12 protein-coding genes are annotated in these 17,943 nt (G+C 73.4%); 6 read left to right on the forward strand and 6 right to left on the reverse strand.

What is annotated here, in order from left to right:
• The first annotated feature begins 75 nt into the window (after nucleotides 1-75).
• Nucleotides 76-867: an SDR family NAD(P)-dependent oxidoreductase gene (locus tag HEQ75_RS04625; protein ID WP_168027764.1), complete on the forward strand. Its 792-nt coding sequence runs from the start codon at nucleotides 76-78 to the stop codon at nucleotides 865-867.
• A gap of 132 nt (nucleotides 868-999) precedes the next feature.
• Nucleotides 1,000-2,214: a Na+/H+ antiporter NhaA gene (gene nhaA, locus HEQ75_RS04630; RefSeq protein ID WP_235961269.1), complete on the forward strand. Its 1,215-nt coding sequence runs from the start codon at nucleotides 1,000-1,002 to the stop codon at nucleotides 2,212-2,214.
• A 21-nt stretch (nucleotides 2,215-2,235) separates the two neighbouring features.
• Here nhaA and HEQ75_RS04635 read toward each other — a convergent pair whose 3' ends face one another.
• On the reverse strand, nucleotides 2,236-6,471 hold the full coding sequence (locus tag HEQ75_RS04635; RefSeq protein WP_168027765.1) for an EAL domain-containing protein: 4,236 nt from the start codon (nucleotides 6,469-6,471) through the stop codon (nucleotides 2,236-2,238).
• Nucleotides 6,472-6,726: 255 nt separating this feature from the next.
• Nucleotides 6,727-8,523, reverse strand: coding sequence for an ATP-binding protein (locus tag HEQ75_RS28995; RefSeq protein ID WP_168027766.1), 1,797 nt, complete (start codon nucleotides 8,521-8,523; stop codon nucleotides 6,727-6,729).
• Between the two features lie 248 nt (nucleotides 8,524-8,771).
• Here HEQ75_RS28995 and HEQ75_RS04645 point away from each other — a divergent pair, with 248 nt between their 5' ends.
• The 4 genes from HEQ75_RS04645 to HEQ75_RS04660 are packed head-to-tail and all read left to right on the forward strand — an operon-like array spanning nucleotide 8,772 to nucleotide 12,600.
• Complete coding sequence (locus tag HEQ75_RS04645; protein WP_328733410.1) at nucleotides 8,772-9,866, forward strand: glycosyltransferase; 1,095 nt, start codon at nucleotides 8,772-8,774, stop codon at nucleotides 9,864-9,866.
• A complete protein-coding gene (locus HEQ75_RS04650) occupies nucleotides 9,863-11,302 on the forward strand; it encodes a glycosyltransferase family 39 protein (RefSeq protein WP_168027767.1) in 1,440 nt (479 codons plus the stop codon). Before HEQ75_RS04645 ends, HEQ75_RS04650 begins: the two co-directional genes overlap by 4 nt.
• 54 nt (nucleotides 11,303-11,356) lie before the next feature.
• Nucleotides 11,357-12,346 carry a protein-methionine-sulfoxide reductase catalytic subunit MsrP gene (msrP, locus tag HEQ75_RS04655; protein WP_168027768.1) on the forward strand — a complete coding sequence of 330 codons (990 nt, stop codon included), beginning with the start codon at nucleotides 11,357-11,359 and terminating at the stop codon, nucleotides 12,344-12,346.
• A gap of 59 nt (nucleotides 12,347-12,405) precedes the next feature.
• Nucleotides 12,406-12,600, forward strand: a complete 195-nt coding sequence (locus HEQ75_RS04660) for a hypothetical protein (protein ID WP_168027769.1) — start codon at nucleotides 12,406-12,408, stop codon at nucleotides 12,598-12,600.
• Here HEQ75_RS04660 and HEQ75_RS04665 read toward each other — a convergent pair.
• From HEQ75_RS04665 to HEQ75_RS04680, 4 genes are all read right to left on the reverse strand, one after another.
• Nucleotides 12,572-14,386: a hybrid sensor histidine kinase/response regulator gene (locus tag HEQ75_RS04665; protein WP_168027770.1), complete on the reverse strand. Its 1,815-nt coding sequence runs from the start codon at nucleotides 14,384-14,386 to the stop codon at nucleotides 12,572-12,574. The genes HEQ75_RS04660 and HEQ75_RS04665 overlap by 29 nt on opposite strands.
• 65 nt (nucleotides 14,387-14,451) lie before the next feature.
• A complete protein-coding gene (locus tag HEQ75_RS04670; RefSeq protein WP_168027771.1) occupies nucleotides 14,452-14,904 on the reverse strand; it encodes an NUDIX hydrolase in 453 nt (150 codons plus the stop codon).
• 10 nt (nucleotides 14,905-14,914) lie between these two features.
• A complete protein-coding gene (locus tag HEQ75_RS04675; RefSeq protein WP_168027772.1) occupies nucleotides 14,915-16,009 on the reverse strand; it encodes a DUF4340 domain-containing protein in 1,095 nt (364 codons plus the stop codon).
• Nucleotides 16,006-17,943: a GldG family protein gene (locus tag HEQ75_RS04680; protein WP_168027773.1), complete on the reverse strand. Its 1,938-nt coding sequence runs from the start codon at nucleotides 17,941-17,943 to the stop codon at nucleotides 16,006-16,008. Before HEQ75_RS04680 ends, HEQ75_RS04675 begins: the two co-directional genes overlap by 4 nt.

Genomic DNA, 17,943 nt, shown 5'->3' on the forward strand with positions numbered 1-17,943 from the left:
CAGTAAACAGGCTATTGCTGACAGTCAACGCGTAACGGACGCCGCGGCAACGCGCGCAGCAGGGGAGGATGCTTCATGGACCTTGGCTATCAGGGGCGCCGGGTGCTGGTCATCGGCGCCTCCACCGGCATCGGCTTCGCCGCGGCGAAGCTGCTGGCGGCCGAAGGGGCCGAGCTTGTCATCGCCTCCCGCGATCCGGCCGCCATCGCCGATGCCGCGGCGCGCATCGGCGCCGAGACCGGGCGGAGCCCCGCCACCGCCACCGCCGACATCACGCAGGAAGGCGCGGCCGACCGCCTGCTGGCGGAGGTTGCCGGCCGCTGGGGCGCGCTGGATGGGCTGGTGGACGCGGTCGGCGGCTCCATCCGCTCGGGGTTCGAGGCGCTGAGCGATGCGGATTGGCTGACCAACTACCAGTTCAACGTGCTGTCCGCGGTGCGGGCGGTGCGCGCCGCCCTGCCGCTGCTGCGCCAGGGCCAGGCGCCAAGCGTGGTGCTGCTGGGCGCCGCGGCGTCGCGCATGCCCTACCCGAACCAGATCGTCTCCAATGTCCACAAGGCCGGGCTGCTGGGCCTGACCAAGACGCTGGCCGGGGAATACGCGGCGGAGGGCATCCGCGTGAACTGCGTCGCCCCCGGCCGCACCCTGACCCGGCTGTGGCAGTTGCGGGCGGAGAAGCTGGCGGCGGAAAGCGGCCGCAGCGTGGCCGAGGTGATCGCCGATTTCGCGCATGAGGTCCCGCTGGGCCGCTTCGCCACGGCGGAGGAGGTGGCGGTGATGGTGCTCTGGCTGGGCAGCCCGCGCGCCGCCTATGTCACCGGCCAGACGGTCAATGTGGATGGCGGCATCGCCCGCGGCCTGCTGTAGCCGGTTTTGATTGCATTTTCTCCATGATCGGGTAAGGCGGGCGCCACATTGGATGGCGCAGGACGTGTTCGCATCGCAGCAACCGGTGCGGATGCGCGACGTTGCATCGGCAGCGCCGCCCGAACCAGGAGGATGAGCATCTCGATGGCCAGCCTGAACAAGCTCCAGCGCCCCCGTCCTGCGTCCCTGCTGCGCGCCTTCCTGGACAGCGAGGCGTCGGGCGGCCTGGTGCTGATGGGCGCGGCGGTGCTGGCGCTGATCGTGGCCAATTCGGCCCTGGCGCCGACCTATTTTGGCGCGCTCGCGGCCTATCTCGGGCCGCTGTCCACGCTGCACTGGATCAACGATGCGCTGATGGCGGTGTTCTTCCTGCTGGTCGGGCTGGAGATCAAGCGGGAGGTGCTGGACGGCCAACTCTCCACCTGGTCGCGCCGCGCCCTGCCGGGGCTGGCGGCGCTGGGCGGCATGGCGGTGCCGGCGCTGATCTACCTGGCCTTCAACGCCAGCCATCCGGACACCATTCGCGGCTGGGCCATCCCGGCCGCGACCGACATCGCCTTCGCGCTCGGCGTGCTGTCGCTGCTGGGGCCGCGCGTGCCGACCTCGCTGAAGGTGTTCCTGACGGCCCTGGCGATCATCGACGACCTCGGCGCCGTCATCATCATCGCGCTGTTCTACACGGCGCAGATCTCGGTGCTCGATCTCGGCCTGGCGGCCGCGGTGGTGGTGGCGCTGGTGGTGATGAACCGCCTGGGCGTGCTGAAGCTGTGGGCCTACCTGGCGCTGGGCGCGGTGCTGTGGGTGCTGGTGCTGCGCTCCGGCGTGCATGCCACCATCGCCGGCGTGGTGCTGGCCTTCACCATCCCGCTGCGCATGCGGCCGGGCGCGGTGGACGATATCAGCGCCTCGCCGCTGCACCGGCTTGAGCATGCGCTGCACAAGCCGGTGGCCTTCCTGATCATCCCCGTCTTCGGCTTCGCCAATGCCGGCGTCAGCTTCGCGGGCATGACGGTGGCGGCGCTGTTCGATCACCTGACGCTGGGCGTCGCCTGCGGCCTGGTGTTCGGCAAGCTGATCGGCGTGTTCGGCTTCGCCTGGATCACCATCCGCGCCGGCTGGGCGGAACTGCCGATGGGGGCCAGCTGGACGCAGCTTCTGGGCGTGTCGCTGCTGTGCGGCATCGGCTTCACGATGAGCCTGTTCATCGGCCTGCTCGCCTTCGCCGACAACCCGCTGCTGCAGGCGGAGGTGAAGGTGGGAATCCTGGCCGGGTCCATCGTGGCGGGGCTGGTCGGTGCCACCGTGCTGGCGCTGGCACCCCGTCGCGCCCGGCCGATGCCGGGCTGAAGCGGCCTCAGGCGCCGGGCGTCAGGCGGAGGCCCTGCGCTCCAGCGCCGGGGCCTCCTGCAGGCCGGCCGCCGGCACCACGCGGTCCAGCGCCTGTTCCAGCGTGGCGACGCGGATCGGCTTTTCCACATGGCCGTCCATGCCGGCTTCCTGGCAGGCCTCGATATCCTCGCGGAAGGCGCCGGCGGTCACCGCCAGGATCGGCACCCTGCCGGCGGCGCCGGGCAGGGCGCGGATGCGGCGGGTGGCTTCCAGCCCGTCCATGCCGGGCATCTGCACATCCATCAACACCACGTCGAAGCCTTCCGAATCCGCTTGCAGCGCGGCCACCGCCGCGGCGCCATCCGCCACCAGCTCGACCTGGTGGCCCACCGCCTGCAGCGTGGCACGCAGCAGCAGCCGGTTGGCCGCCACGTCGTCCGCCGCCAGGATGCGCAGCGACCGGCGACCGGCCGCGGCCAGGGCCGGCCCCACCATGGTGGCCGCCGCCGCCGCCGCATTGGCCGCCGCGGTCGGCACCAGGGTTGGCAGCACCAGGGAGGGTGCCACCCGCGCCGCTGCCGGCGCGGCCTGTTCGGGGGCCGGGGACAGCGGTGCGGCCTGGTCCGCCGCGGGGGCCGGCAACTCGAACCAGAACACGCTGCCACGCCCGCCGGGCCCGGCCTCGTATTCGATCTGCCCGCCCAGCAGCGCCGCGAAACGGGCGGAGACGGCAAGCCCGAGGCCGGAGCCGGCCGCACCCGTGCCGCGCGGATCGTAGCGCACGAAATCCTGGAACAGCCGCCCGTTCAGCAGCGGGGAGACGCCGGGGCCGGTGTCGCTGACATCGAAGCGCAGCCGGCCCTCCAGCGGCCGGAACAGCCGCAGCGTCACGCCGCCCTGGTCGGTGAACTTCACCGCATTGCCCAGCAGGTTCAGCAGCACCTGGCGTACCCGCGCCCGGTCCAGCATCACCGCCGGCGGCACGTCCGCCGCCACTTCCAGCCGCAGCGACAGTCCCTTGTGGTCGGCCCCCGGGCGCAGCAGGTCGATGCAGGACCGTGCCAGCGCCGCCACATCGGTGGGCTCGGGCCGCGGCGCCTCGGCGCGGCCGGCCTCGATGGTGCTGATCTCCAGCAGCCTGCCGACCACGCCGGCCAGGTGCTCGCCCGCCTCGGCGATGGTCTTCACCTGTTCGCGGTGGTCCGGCGCCAGGGTGCGGTCGCGCAGCAGCAGCTGCGCCCAGCCGAGGATGCCGTTCAGCGGCGTGCGCAGCTCATGGCTTGCCGCCGACAGGAAGCGGGACTTCACCGCGCTGGCCGCGCGCGTGGTCTCCAGCGCCGAGGCCAGGCGCGCCGCCATGTGGTCCAGCCGATTCGCCAGCGCCGCCAGCTCCGGCGTCGCCGTCCGCATCTCCAGGCCGACGCGGGCGGCAAGGTCGCCATCGGCCAGCCGGTCCACCGTATGCCCCAGCCGGCGGATCGGCCGCAGCACCATCAGCTCGCCCAGCGCCAACACCAGCGCCATCAACGCCAGCCCGCCGACGGCCAGCAGCAGGTAGGACAGCAGGCGACGGGCCTGGATCGGTGCCAGCAGCCGCCCCTCATCCACCCCCACGATCACCCGCGCATCGCCGCGGCTCATCGGGGCGACGGCGAAGATACCGGCCTCGCCGTCCAGCAGCGGCGCCCGGAAGGTGCTGGCGCTGTCGCCGGTCAGCGCCAGGCGTGCGATCTGGTGGCCGCTGACATCGAGGCCCGGGCGAAGATGGGTGATGCGCACCGGGTCGGTGTTCGGCGCGTGCAGCACGAGCAGGCGGCCATTGGCATCGATCAGCGCGCTGCCGAAGCCGGTCGGAACACTGGCGACCATGGCCCGCAGCAGCCAGGAATTGTCGAAGGCCGCGGTCATCACGGCGATGACGTGGCCTTCCTGGTCCAGCACCGGCACCAGCAGCACGATGGCCGGCTCGCCGCCCGCGATCGGCATCACCACATCCGACAGCACCTCCGCCCCGCTGCGCAGCGCAAGCCTGAAATGCGGCCGGTCCGCGACGTCGACACCCTCCCAGTCGCGGCTGGAGCAGCGCACGATGCCGTCCGGCGTCAGCATGCTCAGCGCCCGTTGCCAGGGCGCGGTGGCTGCGATCTGGCGCAGCACCGCGCTGCAGTCGCCGGTCTCGGCGCCCCTCATGAAAGCGGCGCTCACCTCCGGCACGCGGGCAAGCGCGGTCAGCAGCGTGCGGGCCTGTTCGACCAGCGCATCCACCTCCCGCACCCCGCGGCTGGCGGCGCTGGCGGCCTCGGTCTTCGCCGCGGCGATGCGGTCGCGCGTCTCCGTCTCGAACAGCCAGGCGGAGAAGAGGATCATCGGCAGCATGGCGAGCAGCGCGAAGGCGGCCCAGCGACGGCGCACGCCGTGTCCCCAGCCGTGCCGCGGCAGCACCGCCACCTCCGGCCGTGCCGGCAGGCGGCGTGACGCGGCGGGCGCGGGCGTCGCGGGCAGCGCGTTGTCCGGCTGCGGTGGGACCGGGTGGGGCCGGCCGATCAGGTAGCCCTGCACCAGCTCGCAGCCCTCCAGGCGCAGGAAATCGAGCTGCGACTGCGTCTCCACCCCCTCGGCGCAGGCCTTGAGGCCCAGGCCGCGGCACAGTTGCAGCACGGCGCGGATGACGTTGCGGGCGCGCTCGCTGCCATCGATGTCGCGGATGAAGGACCGGTCCAGCTTCACCTTGTCCAGCGGCAGGGCGTGCAGGTAGCCGAGCGAGGAATAGCCGGTGCCGAAATCATCCAGCGCCACGCGCACGCCCAGCACGTGCAGCTCCTCGATCGTCACTGCCGCCGCGGCCTCGTCCTTGATGAGGGTGCCCTCCGTCACCTCCAGTTCCAGGCGGTCCGGCTCCAGGCCGGATTCGCGCAGCATGGCGGCCACCAGCCCCGCCAGCCCGCCGAGATGGAAGCGGGAGGCGGAGACGTTCAGCGCCACGCGCAGCTTGTGCGGCCAGGCGGCGGCCTGCCGGCAGCCTTCCCGCAGCACCCATTCATCCAGCATCCCGCCCAGGCCGCAGGCCTCCGCGATCGGCACGAAGACCGAGGGCGAGACCGGGCCATGACCCGGCCGGTCCCAGCGCAGCAGCGCCTCGCAGCTGACGATCCGGCCGGTCGCGGTGTCGGCCACCGGCTGCCATTCGAAGCGGAAGGCGCCATGCGCCAGCGCTGCGCGCAGGTCACGCTCCAGCGCCTGCCGGCCGGCGAGCTGGCCTTCCATCGCCGGGTCAAAGCGCATCTGCCGGCCGCGGCCCTGGTTCTTCGCCGCATAGAGCGCATTGTCGGCGCGGCGCAGCAGCGCGTCCGCGTCGAGCCCATCGGCCGGCGCCAGCGCATAGCCGACCGAGGTGCGAATCGGCACCGGCTGGCCTTCATAGGCGAAGGGCGCGCTCAGCGCCTCGATCAGGCGGATCGCCAGGGCCTCGGCCTCCGCCTGGCTGACGGGGCCGGAGAGGATGACCGCGAATTCGTCGCCGCCGAGCCTGGCCACGGTATCGGCACCGCGCACCGAGGCGGTCAGCCGCCGCGCCGCTTCGCGCAGCAGGGCGTCGCCGCCGGCATGGCCCAGCAGGTCGTTCACCGCCTTGAACCGGTCCAGGTCCAGGCAGAACACGGCGAAGCCCTGTTCCTCCGGCCCGCGCGCCCGGGTGATCGCCTCCGCCAGCCGCTGCTCGAACAGCGGCCGGTTGCCGAGGCCGGTCAGCGGGTCGCGCTGCGCCGCGGACTGCGCCGTCTCCAGCGAGCAGCGGAGCTCGATCGCCGCGGCGACGCCCTGGGCGATGTCGGCCAGGGCGCGGCAGGCATCGGCCGCCAGCGTGCGTGGCACCGTGTCGGCGACGCAGAGCGTGCCGAGCGTCAGCCCGGCGCGATCGGTGATCGGCGCACCGGCATAGAAGCGGAGATGCGGCGGCCCGATGACGAGGGGATTGTCGACGAAGCGCGGGTCGCGCGCCGCATCCTCCACCACCAGCACGCTTCCCGGTTCCAGGATCGCATGGGCGCAGAACGAGACGTCGCGCGGCATGTCCTGCATCGCCGCCCCCACCGCCGCCTTGCACCATTGCCGGTCGGCATCGACCAGCGAGACGAAGGCCATGGGAACGCCGGCCAGATGCGCGGCGAGTCGCGCGAAGGCGTCGAAGCGGGAATCGGGCGCGGTGTCGAGGATGCCGGTGGCATGAAGGGCCGCGAGGCGTTCAGCCTCATTGGCTGGCAGGGCTGCGGGAGGCACAGCGGTCCCTCATTCGATGCGTGTGACGGGGCGGGGAGCGTTAAGAATCAGACAACTTATAGTAGCACTCGACATTAAATCTCGCCCCAACAGAAGGCAAATGGCGCGAGGATAAATGCAAAAAAACAACCTGAACGTGCGTTATGCGGCCGAACATCACGCTCCTTGCGTGTGTTGCAATCGCCACGGCTACATTTCCGTGTCACCCCGCCGCTGCGGCGGGGGCGGTGGTGCCGGTGGTGCCGGCTGGGCCGTTCAGGCCGAAGGCAGCAGCATGTGGATGGCGCTGCCGTGCCCGGGCGCGCTTTGCGCCGCCATGCCGCCGCCCACCCCACGCAGGAAGGCCCCGACCATCGCCAGGCCAAGGCCGGTGCCCTGGCCCTCGGGCTTGGTGGTGAACAGCGGCTCGCCCAGCCGGGCCAGCACCTCCGGCGCCATGCCATGGCCGGTATCGCGCACCGTAATGCGCAGATAGGCGCCGGGCGGCAGCCCAGGCAGCTCGGCCAGGCGCGGCGGAACCTGCACCTGCTCCGCCGAGACCCGCACCTCGCCGCCCTGCGGCATCGCGTCCCGCGCATTGGCCGCCAGGTTGATCAGCGCCGTCTCCAGCTCCGCCCGGTCCAGCCCCGGCGCGGCGTGCAGCCCGGGCGGCACCTCGCAGACCACGCGGATGCCGGCGCCGAGGGTGGCGTCGAGCAGCGCGCAGACCTCGCGCAGCGGCTCCGCCACCGGCACCGGCGCGGTGCCGCGGGCGGCCGGGCTGGTTCGGCGCGTCGTCTCCAGCAGCCGCCGGGCCAGCGCGGTGGCGCGCTCCGCATGGCGCTGCAGGTGCAGCGCCACCTGCCGCACCCGCGCCGGATTCTCGGCGTGCCGTGAGAGAAGCTGTGCGGCGGCGGCGACGGATTGGGTGATGTTGCCGAAATCATGCGCCAGCCCGCCGGCCAGCAGCCCGAGCGTCGCCTGGCGTTCCGCGGCGCGGGACCGCGCTTCGGCGGCGGCACGCGCACGCAGGGCGCGCTCGGCCTGCCAGGTGGCGGCGCCCAGCACCAGCATCGCCAGCATCGCACCGACCAGGGGCCCGACCATGCGCCGCCGCCAGTCCCGCCCCAGCGCATGGCGCGCCAGGCCATAGGCCACGCCCGCATCATAGCCGCTGAGCCGGCGAAAGGCGGTCAGCCGCGGCTCCCCGTCGAACGGGGAGGCCCATGCCAGGCTGACCGCCGCGCCGTGGCGCAGCTGGTGCAGCACGCGCCCGGCTTCGCGCGGCAGGGCGGCGCCTTCCGGCTGGGCGGGTGGCGGCACGCTGGCCAGCAGCGCGCCGTCCAGGCGGAACAGGGTGACCGCGTCCTGCTCCGTCTCCAGGATGCTGCGGTAGAAGCTGACCAGGTTCTCGGGCCAGAGCGAGGCCAGGATGATCCCGCCATCGGACAGATCCGCGGGGCCGGGGGCAGCCTGCTCGCCCTGGGCCAGCTGGCAGGGCCGGACCGGGGGCGGGATCTGGCGCGGCAGGACCGCGGGCAGCGGCCGCCGCGGCCGGGCCATGGGGAACATCGGCCGCGGTCCCGGCTCGTGCAGCATCACCTGGCCGATGAAGGGCGCATGGGTCATCATGCGGCCCGCCGGCAAGGCCGCCACATAGTCGCGGAAGGTGACATCGCGCGGCGGGGCCCCGAAGGGGCGCGCGCTCGACATCACCAGCTGCCCGCGCGGGTCCACCAGCGCCAGGCCGCCGAAGGCAGGGTTCACCGAATCCAGCGCCCGGAGGAAGCCGTACAGCGCCTCGTCCCCCGGCACCGCCGCCCAGTCCAGCCCGCGCAGCCGCTGCTCCACCGCGGCGATGGCCAGTTCCTGCGCCTCGAAGGCGCGGAGCGCATGTTCGTGCAGCATGTCGGCCACGCGCTCCACCCGCCCGCGTGCCGATTGCTCCACCGCCTCCCAGGCACTCACGCCATTCGCCGCCAGCGCCACCAGCGGCAGCAGCACGGCGAGCGCGCGCAGCAGCATGAGCCCGCCCGGCCGGGCCGGCCGCATGGCCGCCGGCGGCGAGGGCACGGGCGTCAGGTCCGGTGGCGTGGGTGGGGCGTCCAGGACGGCGCGGCTTTCCAGCGAAGGAGGGGGAGCGGGGCGGGCTTCGGGCGTCGCGAGGTTGATCCTAGCGCAAGTCGCGCGGCGCGGCACCGGTCGGCTGGCCTGTTCGGCGCCGTGGCCAGTGCCGGTGGCCCCCGGGGAAGCACCTGAAACTCCAACAGGAATCGGCGCCCGCGTTTCCCTTCGGCCGGCAGTTGCTGTAAGGGGCGCCGGTGCCCGCGAACCTGCCCGCCCAGCTTGCCGTCGTCATCCCGGTCTATGGGGAGGCCGCCAACGTCGCGCCCCTGGTCGCGCGGCTGGCGGAGGCGCTGCGCGGCATCGCCTGGGAGGCGGTCTTCGTCGACGATGACAGCCCGGACGGCACCGCCGCCGCCGCCCGCGCCATCGCCGCGGCGGACCCGCGGGTGCGCTGCATCCGCCGCATCGGCCGGCGCGGCCTGGCCTCGGCCTGTATCGAGGGGTTCCTCTCCGTCTCCGCCCCCTTCGTCGCGGTGATGGATGGCGACCTGCAGCATGACGAGACCATCCTGCCGGCCATGCTGGCGGCGGTGGAAGGTGGCGCGGACATCGCCATCGGCAGCCGGCACGTGGCCGGCGGTGGGGCCGCGGGCGGCTTCTCCGCCGCGCGCGGCGCGCTGTCCGATGCCGGGGCGCGGCTGGCCCGGCTGCTGCTGCCGGTGAGGGTGGCGGACCCGATGAGCGGCTTTTTCCTGCTGCGGCGCGACCTGGTGGAGGAGGTGGCGCCGCGGCTGGCGGCGCGCGGCTTCAAGATCCTGCTGGACATCCTGCTCTCTGCGCGCCGCAGGCTGGTGGTGGCGGAAGTGCCCTACAGCTTCCGCTCCCGCCTCGCCGGGGAAAGCAAGCTGGACGCGACGGTGCTGCTGGAATTCGCCGGCCTGCTGCTGGACAAGGCGACGGGCGGCGCCGTGCCGCTGCGCTTCCTGGCCTTCGCCGCAGTCGGCGCCGTGGGGCTGCTGGTGCACATGGCCGCCCTGGCGCTGCTGGTCGGGCCGCTGGGCTTCGGCGCCGCGCAATGGGGCGCGACGCTTGTCGCGATGACGGCGAATTTCGTGCTGAACAACCGCATCACCTACCGCGACGCGCGGCTGCGCGGGGCGGCGCTGTGGCGCGGGCTGGTGCTGTTCTACCTGGTCTGCGGCATCGGCGCGGCGGCCAATGTGGGCATCGCCGGGCTGCTGGTGCGCGACGGCGTGCTGGCCTGGGGAATGGCCGGGGCGGCGGGGGCGCTGATCACCGTGGTGTGGAACTACGCCGTCTCCTCCACCCTGGTGTGGCGGGCGCGATGACGGCGCTGGCCTGGCTCGGCGCCGTCACGGCGCTGCGGCTGGCGGTGGCGGCGCTGGTGCCGCTGGCCCCGGACGAGGCCTATTACTGGGTGTGGTCGCGCAGCCTGCAGGGCGGCTACCTGGACCACCCGCCGATGGTCGCCTGGTTCATCCGCGCCGGCACGCTGCTGGCCGGCGAGAACGCCTTCGGCATCCGGCTGGTGGGGCCGATCGCCATCGCCGCCGTGTCCCTCCTGCTGGCCCGCGCGGGGGATGCGCTGTTTCCGGACCGACGGCCGGGGGTGCTGGCGGCGGTGCTGTTCAACGCCACGCTGCTGGTCGGCGTCGGCGGCATCCTGGTGACGCCGGACCTGCCGCTGCTGGTGTTCTGGACCGCTTCGTTGTGGGCGCTGGCGCGGCTGCACGCGACGCAGGATGGCCGCTGGTGGCTGGCCTTCGGGGTGCTGGCGGGGCTGGCGCTGTTCTCCAAATACACTGCCGTGCTGCTCGGCGCCGGCGTGGTGCTGTGGCTGCTGGCCAGCCGCGACGCCTGGCGCTGGTGGCGGTCCCCCTGGCTGTGGCTGGGTGGCGCCCTGGCCGGGCTGGTGTTCAGCCCGGTGGTGGCCTGGAACGCGGCGCATGGCTGGGCCTCCTTCGCCAAGCAGGGCGGCCGGGCCGGCGCCGACGAGGCCGGCTTCACCCTGCGCTATCTGGGCGAATTGCTGGCCGGGCAGGCCGGGCTGGCGACGCCGCTGGTCTTCATCCTGTGCCTGGCCGGCACCGCCGCCGCCACCCGCGCCGCCTGGCGCGGCGATGCGCGGGCCGGGCTGCTGGCGGCGCTGGTGCTGCCGGGCGCCGGGCTGTTCCTGTGGCAGGCGACGGGCAGCCGGGTGCAGGGCAATTGGCCGGGCATCCTCTATCCCGCCGCCTGCCTGGCCGCCGCCGCCTTCCGGCCAGCCCGGCTGGCCCGCTGGCCGCGCCCGGCGGTGGCGCTGGGCGGCGTGCTGGCGCTGCTGGTCTACATCCAGGCTGCCTTCGCCCCCCTGCCGCTCGGCCGGCGCCAGGACCCGACGCTCGCGCGCCTCGGCGGCTGGCCGGACCTCGCGGCGGCGGTGGAGGCGGAGCGCCGGGCGCAGGGCGCCGCCTTCGTCGCGGCGGAGGAATATGGCCTGGCCGCCGAACTCGCCCTGCACCTGCCGCCGGGCATTCCGGTGGTGGCGCTGAACCCCCGATGGGCACTATTTAACCTGCCGCGCCCGGTGCCGGGCGTAACCGGCCTGCTGGTCCAGAGCGAAAGACGGGACAGCGCGCCGGATTGGCCCGGGGCCGAGCCCATCCGCCGCGCCGAAGGCCCGCTGATCCGGGCGCGAGGCGGCATCGAGGCGGAGCGCTACCGCAGCTTCCGGATCGAGACGACCATGGAGTTGCCACCGACCGCCGTGCTGCCGCGTCCTTGACGTCGGGGCAGGGCGACCGAACCTAACCGAGGCCCCACACAGGCGGAGACGAGCATGCTGATCAAGCGACCGCGCGGCTGGGAGATCCCGGACAGCCAGGCGACCCCGGAACACCTGGTGACCAACCGCCGCGCCCTGATGGCCGCGGCCGGCGCCGGCGTGATGCTGGCGCCCACCGCCGCCCGCGCCCAGTTCTGGCGCCGCAGCGAGCCCGCCGACCCCTGGGCGCGCACCCCCGCGACCGTGCCCGACCTGCCGCCCGCCATGCGCAACACCCGCTACCCCGCCGGCCGCGACCTGTCGGCGGAGCGCGACGCCGTCACCTACAACAATTTCTACGAATTCGGCAGCGACAAGGGCATCTGGACCACCGCGCTGAAGATGCCGACCCGGCCCTGGACCGTGAAGGTCGAGGGCATGGTGGAAAGCCCCGGCGAATTCGACGTGGATGACCTGATCCGCCGCATCGGGCTGGAGGAGCGCACCTATCGCCTGCGCTGCGTCGAGGCCTGGGGCATGACCGTGCCGTGGACCGGCTTTCAGCTCTCCAAGCTGCTCGACATCGTCAAGCCGCTGGGCTCGGCGAAATTCGTGCGCTTCGAGACGGCGCAGAAGCCGGAGGTGATGACCGGCCTGCGGCAGTCCTGGTATCCCTGGCCGCATATCGAGGGCTGCACCATCGAGGAAGCGGGCAACGAGCTGACCTTCATGCCGGTCGGCCTGTTCGGCAAGCCGCTGCCGCCGCAGAATGGCGGGCCGTTCCGCGTCGTCTTCCCGTGGAAGTACGGGTTCAAGTCCGGCAAGTCGATCGCCCGCATCACCCTGACGGATGAGCGCCCGAAAAGCTTCTGGGAGACGTTGCAGGCCAGCGAATACGGCTTCTGGGCGAATGTGAACCCGGAGGTGCCGCATCCGCGCTGGAGCCAGGCGAGCGAGCGGCTGATCGGCAGCAACGAACGCGTGCCGACCCGGATCTTCAACGGCTATGGCGAATTCGTGGCCGGGCTTTACAGCAACCTGCAGAATGAAAGGCTCTGGGCCTGAAGCTCCTCGGCATCCTGCTGCTGGTCCTGGGGGCGGGGCTGGCCGGCTGGTTCGGCTGGATGACGCCGCTTGGCGCGGCGATCTTCGCGACCTGGCCCGAATTCCTGAACACGCTGCAGGCCGGCGTGCAGCGGCGCATCGCGCCCGAACTCTGGGACTGGGTGTTCCTGCCGCTGCTGGAATGGCCGGTCTGGGTGGTCCCTGGCGCGCTGGGGTTGCTGCTGCTCATCCTGGCACCGGGGCGCCGCCGGTAGCAGCGGGCGCCTTCCCCGGCGCCGGGGAAGGCGCGGCCTCCATCGCCGGCAGCCACAGCGCCGCGGTGGTGCCCTGGCCCGGCGTGCTGTCGATGCGCAGCGCACCGCCGGCGCGCTCGCAGAAGCCGCGCACGGAGGCAAGGCCGAGCCCGGTGCCGCCGGCGCCATCCTTCGTGGTGAAGAAGGGCTCCCCCAGCCGGGCCAGGGTGGCAGCATCCATGCCCGTGCCGGTGTCCGTCACCGCCACCACCAGGTAGCGGCCGGGGCCGGGCGCCCCCGGGGCATCCTCGGCCAGCCGGGCGGCGATGCGCACCTGGCCACCGCCCGGCATCGCGTCCCGCGCATTCACCGCCAGGTTGACCACGGCCGCCTCGAACCCTGCCCGGTCGCCGCGCGCCAGGGGCAGGTGCGCCGGCAGCGACGCGGCCACCCGCCAGCCGCTGCCCAGCGTGCGGCTCAGCAGTTCCACCAGCGCGCGCAGCGCCTGCGGCACGTCCAGCCCCTCCGGCCCGTCCGGCGTGCCGCCGCTGGCGAAGGCGAGCATGGCGACGACCAGCCGGCGGCCGCGTTCCGCCGCATCCGCCAGCAGCCCGGCGCAGCGCTTCACCTCCGCCGGGTCATCGGCACGCTGTTCCATCAGCCGGGCGCCACTGCGCACCGCCTGCACCAGGTTCTTCACGTCATGCGCCAGCCCGGCCGCCAGCAGGCCGAGCGAGGCAACGCGGCTGGCACTGGCCAGCTTGCGCTCCGCCGCCGCCCGTTCCTCCGCCGCAAGCTGCTGTCGCCGCGCCCCGCGCTGGGCCAGGCCGGTGAGGCCCAGCAACAGCAGGCAGGCCGCGAGGCCGCTGAGCAGCGGCGCCACCATGCGCTGGCGCCAGCTGGCCCGCAGCGCTTCCTCGTCCAGCCCGTAGAGCACCGCCACCGGCCATTCGCCCACCTGGCGCGCCACGAAGATCCGCCGCACGCCGTCCACCGAGGACCGTTCGGCCAGGGGGGGCTGCTCCGCCGGCCGCGCCAGCGCCGCGGCGATCAGCGCCGCACGCCAGGGCTGCGGCGCGGCGCGCGCCGGGTCCGGCATGGGCGGGTGGCGGGCGAGCACGGCGCCGTCCAGCCGCAGCAGCGCCACCACGTCCCGCGGCGCCTCCGCCACCGAGGCATAGAAGCCGGAAAGCGGGTCCGGGTTGAAGGAACCGACGATCACCCCACGCGCGGCGTCGCTGTCGTTGCGCGGCGGGGCGCGCCGCGCGACGGGGAACAGCGTCCACCCCAGCGGGCGGGATTCCACCACCTGGCCGACCGCCAGGCCGCCGCCGGCGTGCAGTTCCGCCACATAGTCACGGTCCGAGAGGTCGGCCGGGCGGGCGGGGAATTCGTAGGAAGCCGCCACCACATGCCCCGTGCCATCGGCCACCAGCACGCCGCGCACCAGCGGCTGGCCGGCGGCCACCAGCTCCGTCATCAGGCCGTGCAGGCGGGCATCCTCGCGCAGATTGTCCCAGTCCCGCCCGGCGATGGCCCGCGACAGCGCGGCCAGGATCGCCTCCTGCATCCCGAAGGCGCGCAGCGCGTGCTGGCGCAGCATCTCCACATTGCGGTCCAGGCGGACGGCGGCATCGCGCCGCACATCGCGCCAGGACATGGCGGCGGTGCCGGCCACGCCAAATCCCGGCAGCAGCACGGCCGACAGCCACAGCAGCACGAAGCCCCGGGCCCGGCGGGCCGGGGGGCGGGCCAACGGCTGGGCCAGGGGCTGGCCGGCCCGGTCAGGCGTGATGTCGATCCGCATCCAGCCCCTGGCTGACGCAATCGCGCGGCGACTTCACTGCACAATCGCGACAGTGGCGGGTCGGATCACACCGAGGGCGGGGCGCCGCGCGCCAGGGCGATGACGCGCAGCGCCTCCGGCCACAGCCCGAACCGGGCGAGGTCGTCGAGCGGCGCCCAGGCCACCGCCGTCACGTCGCCCCCGGCCCGCGCGGTGCCGGAGACCCAGGAGGCGGCATAGTCGATGATGGTGTAGTGGAAACGCGGGCCACGGCCGGGATCGCCAGGGGTGATGGCATCCACCACCGCCAGCAGGCGCAGCGGCCCCACCTCCACCCCCGCTTCCTCGGCCACCTCGCGCCTTGCGCAGGCTTCGGCGGTCTCGCCCAGGCGCTGGCCGCCGCCGGGCAGCGACCATTCGCCCTGGCGGGGCGGCCGGCCACGGCGCACCAGCAGCACCTCCTCCCCGCGCAGCACCACGGCGCCGATGCCGACCCAGGGGCGTTCCGGGTATTCCCGCCGGTTGACCGGGGCGGTCACCGCCGGCGCGTCATTGCGGGGCAGGGGCAGGGGCAGGGGCTTCGGGCGCGGAGGCTTCGGGCGCGGGAGTCTCAGGCCCGGGAGTCTCAGGCGCCGGCGGCGCAGCCTCCTGCCTCCGCAGGTCGGACAGGCGCGGCAGGAAGGCCTTTTCCTTCCACTGGCCAAGCTGGTAGGCCCAGCCCTGCCAGCGGGCGTTCAGCCGCGCCGCTTCCTCATCGCCTTCCGCCGCCAGCATCCCCCACAGCGTCTCACCCTCCTTGTGCAGGATGACCCGGAGGATGAGGTTGTCGGTCAGTTCGAACCGCGCGCTGCCCAGGCGTTCGCCGGGGATCTCCGCCGCGGTGCGGACGTCGAGGAAGGTCAGGAACTCGAAGGCGCGGGCCACCTCGTCCAGGCTGATCTCGTCCAGCTCCGGCGTTGCCGCCGGCTGCACCACGGCGAGCTTCGCCTCCAGCTCCGGGCCGCGGCGCAGCACCAGCGGCGGCTCCCCCACCCGGTCCACCGTGGCGCTGCGCACCCGGTCGCGCGGGATATTCGCCAGGTCGCGGTCGATCCACAAATTCGGGTCGGCATCCAGCGGCAGGCGGCCTTCCGCCAGCCAGGCCTGGGTTTCGTCCGGCCGGCGCACATAGACCGATTCCGGCACATTGCCCTGCACCCGCACGCGCCGGCGCCCGACCACCAGGGCCATGACAGGCCGGCCCTCCGCATCGAGCACCCGCAGCAGGGAGGAGGTGGCGCCCGGCTTTTCCGGATCGTCGAGGCCGAGGCGGTCCAGCATCTCCGGGTTCGCGGTGCGCGGCTCGGTCAGCCGCAGCTCCGTCAGGCCGACCAGCAATTCGCGCACCCGTTCCGGCCGCACCGGGTAACCCGCCTTGGCCGGCAGCACCCAGGTATCGGGCGCGGCGCGGCGGACCAGCAGCGTGCCGTCATGCCGCTTCACCTCGATCGTCGCCGCCTCCGCCAGCCGCGCCGCGAGGCCGGGGAAGGCGAGGGCGGAGGCGGAGGGCGGCGGCGGGGCCGCGCGGTCCGGCGTCAGCAGGATGGCGCCCCCCACGGCCGCCGCCGCGGCGACGCCGAGGCCGATGATCGCGCGCCGCTTCATGCCCGCGCTCCCGCGCGTCGGCGGGCCCGGAAGACACCCAGCCCGATCGCGAACACCGTCAGCAGCAGCGGCACGGCGGCGATGTTGGCGATGCGCAGCCAGGTCTCCAGCCGCTCGATGTCGCGCCGCAGTTCAAGCTGCACCTGGCGCAGCTGCCCGCGGGTGCGGACGATCTCGGCCCGCGCCGCGTCGATCTCCGCCCGCTGCTCCGGCGTGATCACGGTGTTGGCCGCCGCGCCGCCCTGGCCCCCGCCCTGGCGCAATTCGCGCAGCCGGCGCTCCGTGGCTTCCAGCCGCTCCGTCAGCCCGCGCTCGGTCTGGCGGAACTGGGCTTCCGCGTCGCGGCGGATATCCTCCACCAGCGCGAAGGGCCGCAGCGATTCACCGCGGGAGCGCAGCGAGACCAGCGCCTCGCCGCCCGCCATGCTGTCCGCCAGGTTGATCAGGAAGGCGCCGTTGTCGCTGATCGGCGTGGCCACCTGCTGGCCGAAGAAGTCCTGGGTGCGGACCCAGAATCGGTCCTCCAGGATGTCCGAGTCATTGCCCACGACCAGATTGGCCGGGCCTTCGGTGCGGGCGCGATGCGCCGGGAAATCCGCCGGCCGCTCCGCGCCTTCCGGCACCGGCGGCGGCCCCTCGAAGGCGGAGGACAGCACGCCGCGCAGCCGGGCGACGATGACATGGGTCTGCCCATCCGGCTGGAAGGCCGCCAGCAGGCGGGTCGGGCTGGGCTCGGTGCGCACCGCGGCCGCCTCCGCCAGCATGGACCGCGTGCTGCTGGTGACCAGCGGCGTGAACTCCAGCGCTGCGCCTTCGCGGGCCCGGACCGTGCCGGCGGACGCCACCGTCACCTGCTGCAATTCGGCCGTCGCGATCTCGGACCGGTTCAGCCCTTCCTGCGGCACGTTGTACCAGGCGACGTAGTCCACCGCCTGCACCCGGTCCCGCGGGTCCGCCCGCACGCGCCAGGCGCCGCGCAGGTCCAGCACCACCTTGTCCGAGGGCGCCTCGATCCCCCAGGCCTGGAACAGGCGGGGGAGGGAGGAGGAGGTGTCGCTGGCTGGCGGCTGGCCGGGCGAGGGGCGGGAGGCCTGGCTTTCGCTGTGCGGGTCGGTGAGCGCGATCAGCCGGCCGCCGCGCATGACGAACTGGTCGATGGCGTAGAGCATCGTCTCCGGCAGGTTCTGCGCATGCGCCACCAGCAGCACCTGCACATCCGGCGCGATGACCTGCGCATCGGCGGCGATGTCGCGCACCGTGTAGAAGTTGCGCAGCTGGTTCATCACCACGAAGGGCTGCCCCACCCCCGGCTGGCGCATCATCATCGCCCGCGGGTCGCCGTTCAGCGGCAGGGAGGAAATCACGCCCAGCACCGGCCGCGTGGGATTCGAAAGCTCCCACACCAGCCGGGTCAGGTCGTATTCCAGGAAACGCTCGCGGTCCGGCTGGAAGAAGGGGATGGTCCGCTCGTCATCCAGCAGGTTCACGCCGGCCAGGCCGAAATAGACCTGCTCTCCGGACTGGTCCACCGGCACGCCCTGGATGCCGAGCGCCATGGCGCGGTCCTCGGTCTCGCTGAACGGCTCCGGGTCGTAGAATTCCAGCCGGACCTTGCCGCCGGAGACGGCGGCGTATTCCTCCAGCATCGCGCGCACCCGCTCGGCATAGGCGCCATACAGCGGAATCGCGGCCCCCAGGCGGCGGGAGTAGAAGACGCGCAGCGTGATCGGGTCGGCGAGCCCCTGCAGCACCGTCCGGGTGCCGGCGCTCAGCGTGTAGAGGCGGTTTTCCGTCAGGTCGATGCGGGCGCGGGACAGCAGCCGGTCAGCCAGCATGTTCACGCCGACGGCGAGGATCGCCGCCAGCAGCAGCGCCACAAGGGCGGAGAATCCGCGCTTGCCGCGCGGCGTGGCGAGGGTGGTGGTGGTGCCCAT

This window comes from Falsiroseomonas selenitidurans (assembly GCF_012103215.1).
In the GTDB taxonomy this organism is placed as follows: Bacteria; Pseudomonadota; Alphaproteobacteria; order Acetobacterales; family Acetobacteraceae; genus Falsiroseomonas; species Falsiroseomonas selenitidurans.

What these genes read in the sequence shown, in the direction of transcription:
- HEQ75_RS04625 (WP_168027764.1), top strand. Translation starts at nt 76, where the DNA reads ATGGACCTTGGCTATCAGGGGCGCCGGGTGCTGGTCATCGGCGCCTCC.
- nhaA (WP_235961269.1), top strand. Translation starts at nt 1,000, where the DNA reads ATGAGCATCTCGATGGCCAGCCTGAACAAGCTCCAGCGCCCCCGTCCT.
- HEQ75_RS04650 (WP_168027767.1), top strand. Translation starts at nt 9,863, where the DNA reads ATGACGGCGCTGGCCTGGCTCGGCGCCGTCACGGCGCTGCGGCTGGCG.
- msrP (WP_168027768.1), top strand. Translation starts at nt 11,357, where the DNA reads ATGCTGATCAAGCGACCGCGCGGCTGGGAGATCCCGGACAGCCAGGCG.
- HEQ75_RS04660 (WP_168027769.1), top strand. Translation starts at nt 12,406, where the DNA reads ATGACGCCGCTTGGCGCGGCGATCTTCGCGACCTGGCCCGAATTCCTG.
- HEQ75_RS04665 (WP_168027770.1), bottom strand. Translation starts at nt 14,386, where the DNA reads ATGCGGATCGACATCACGCCTGACCGGGCCGGCCAGCCCCTGGCCCAG.
- HEQ75_RS04675 (WP_168027772.1), bottom strand. Translation starts at nt 16,009, where the DNA reads ATGAAGCGGCGCGCGATCATCGGCCTCGGCGTCGCCGCGGCGGCGGCC.
- HEQ75_RS04680 (WP_168027773.1), bottom strand. Translation starts at nt 17,943, where the DNA reads ATGGGCACCACCACCACCCTCGCCACGCCGCGCGGCAAGCGCGGATTC.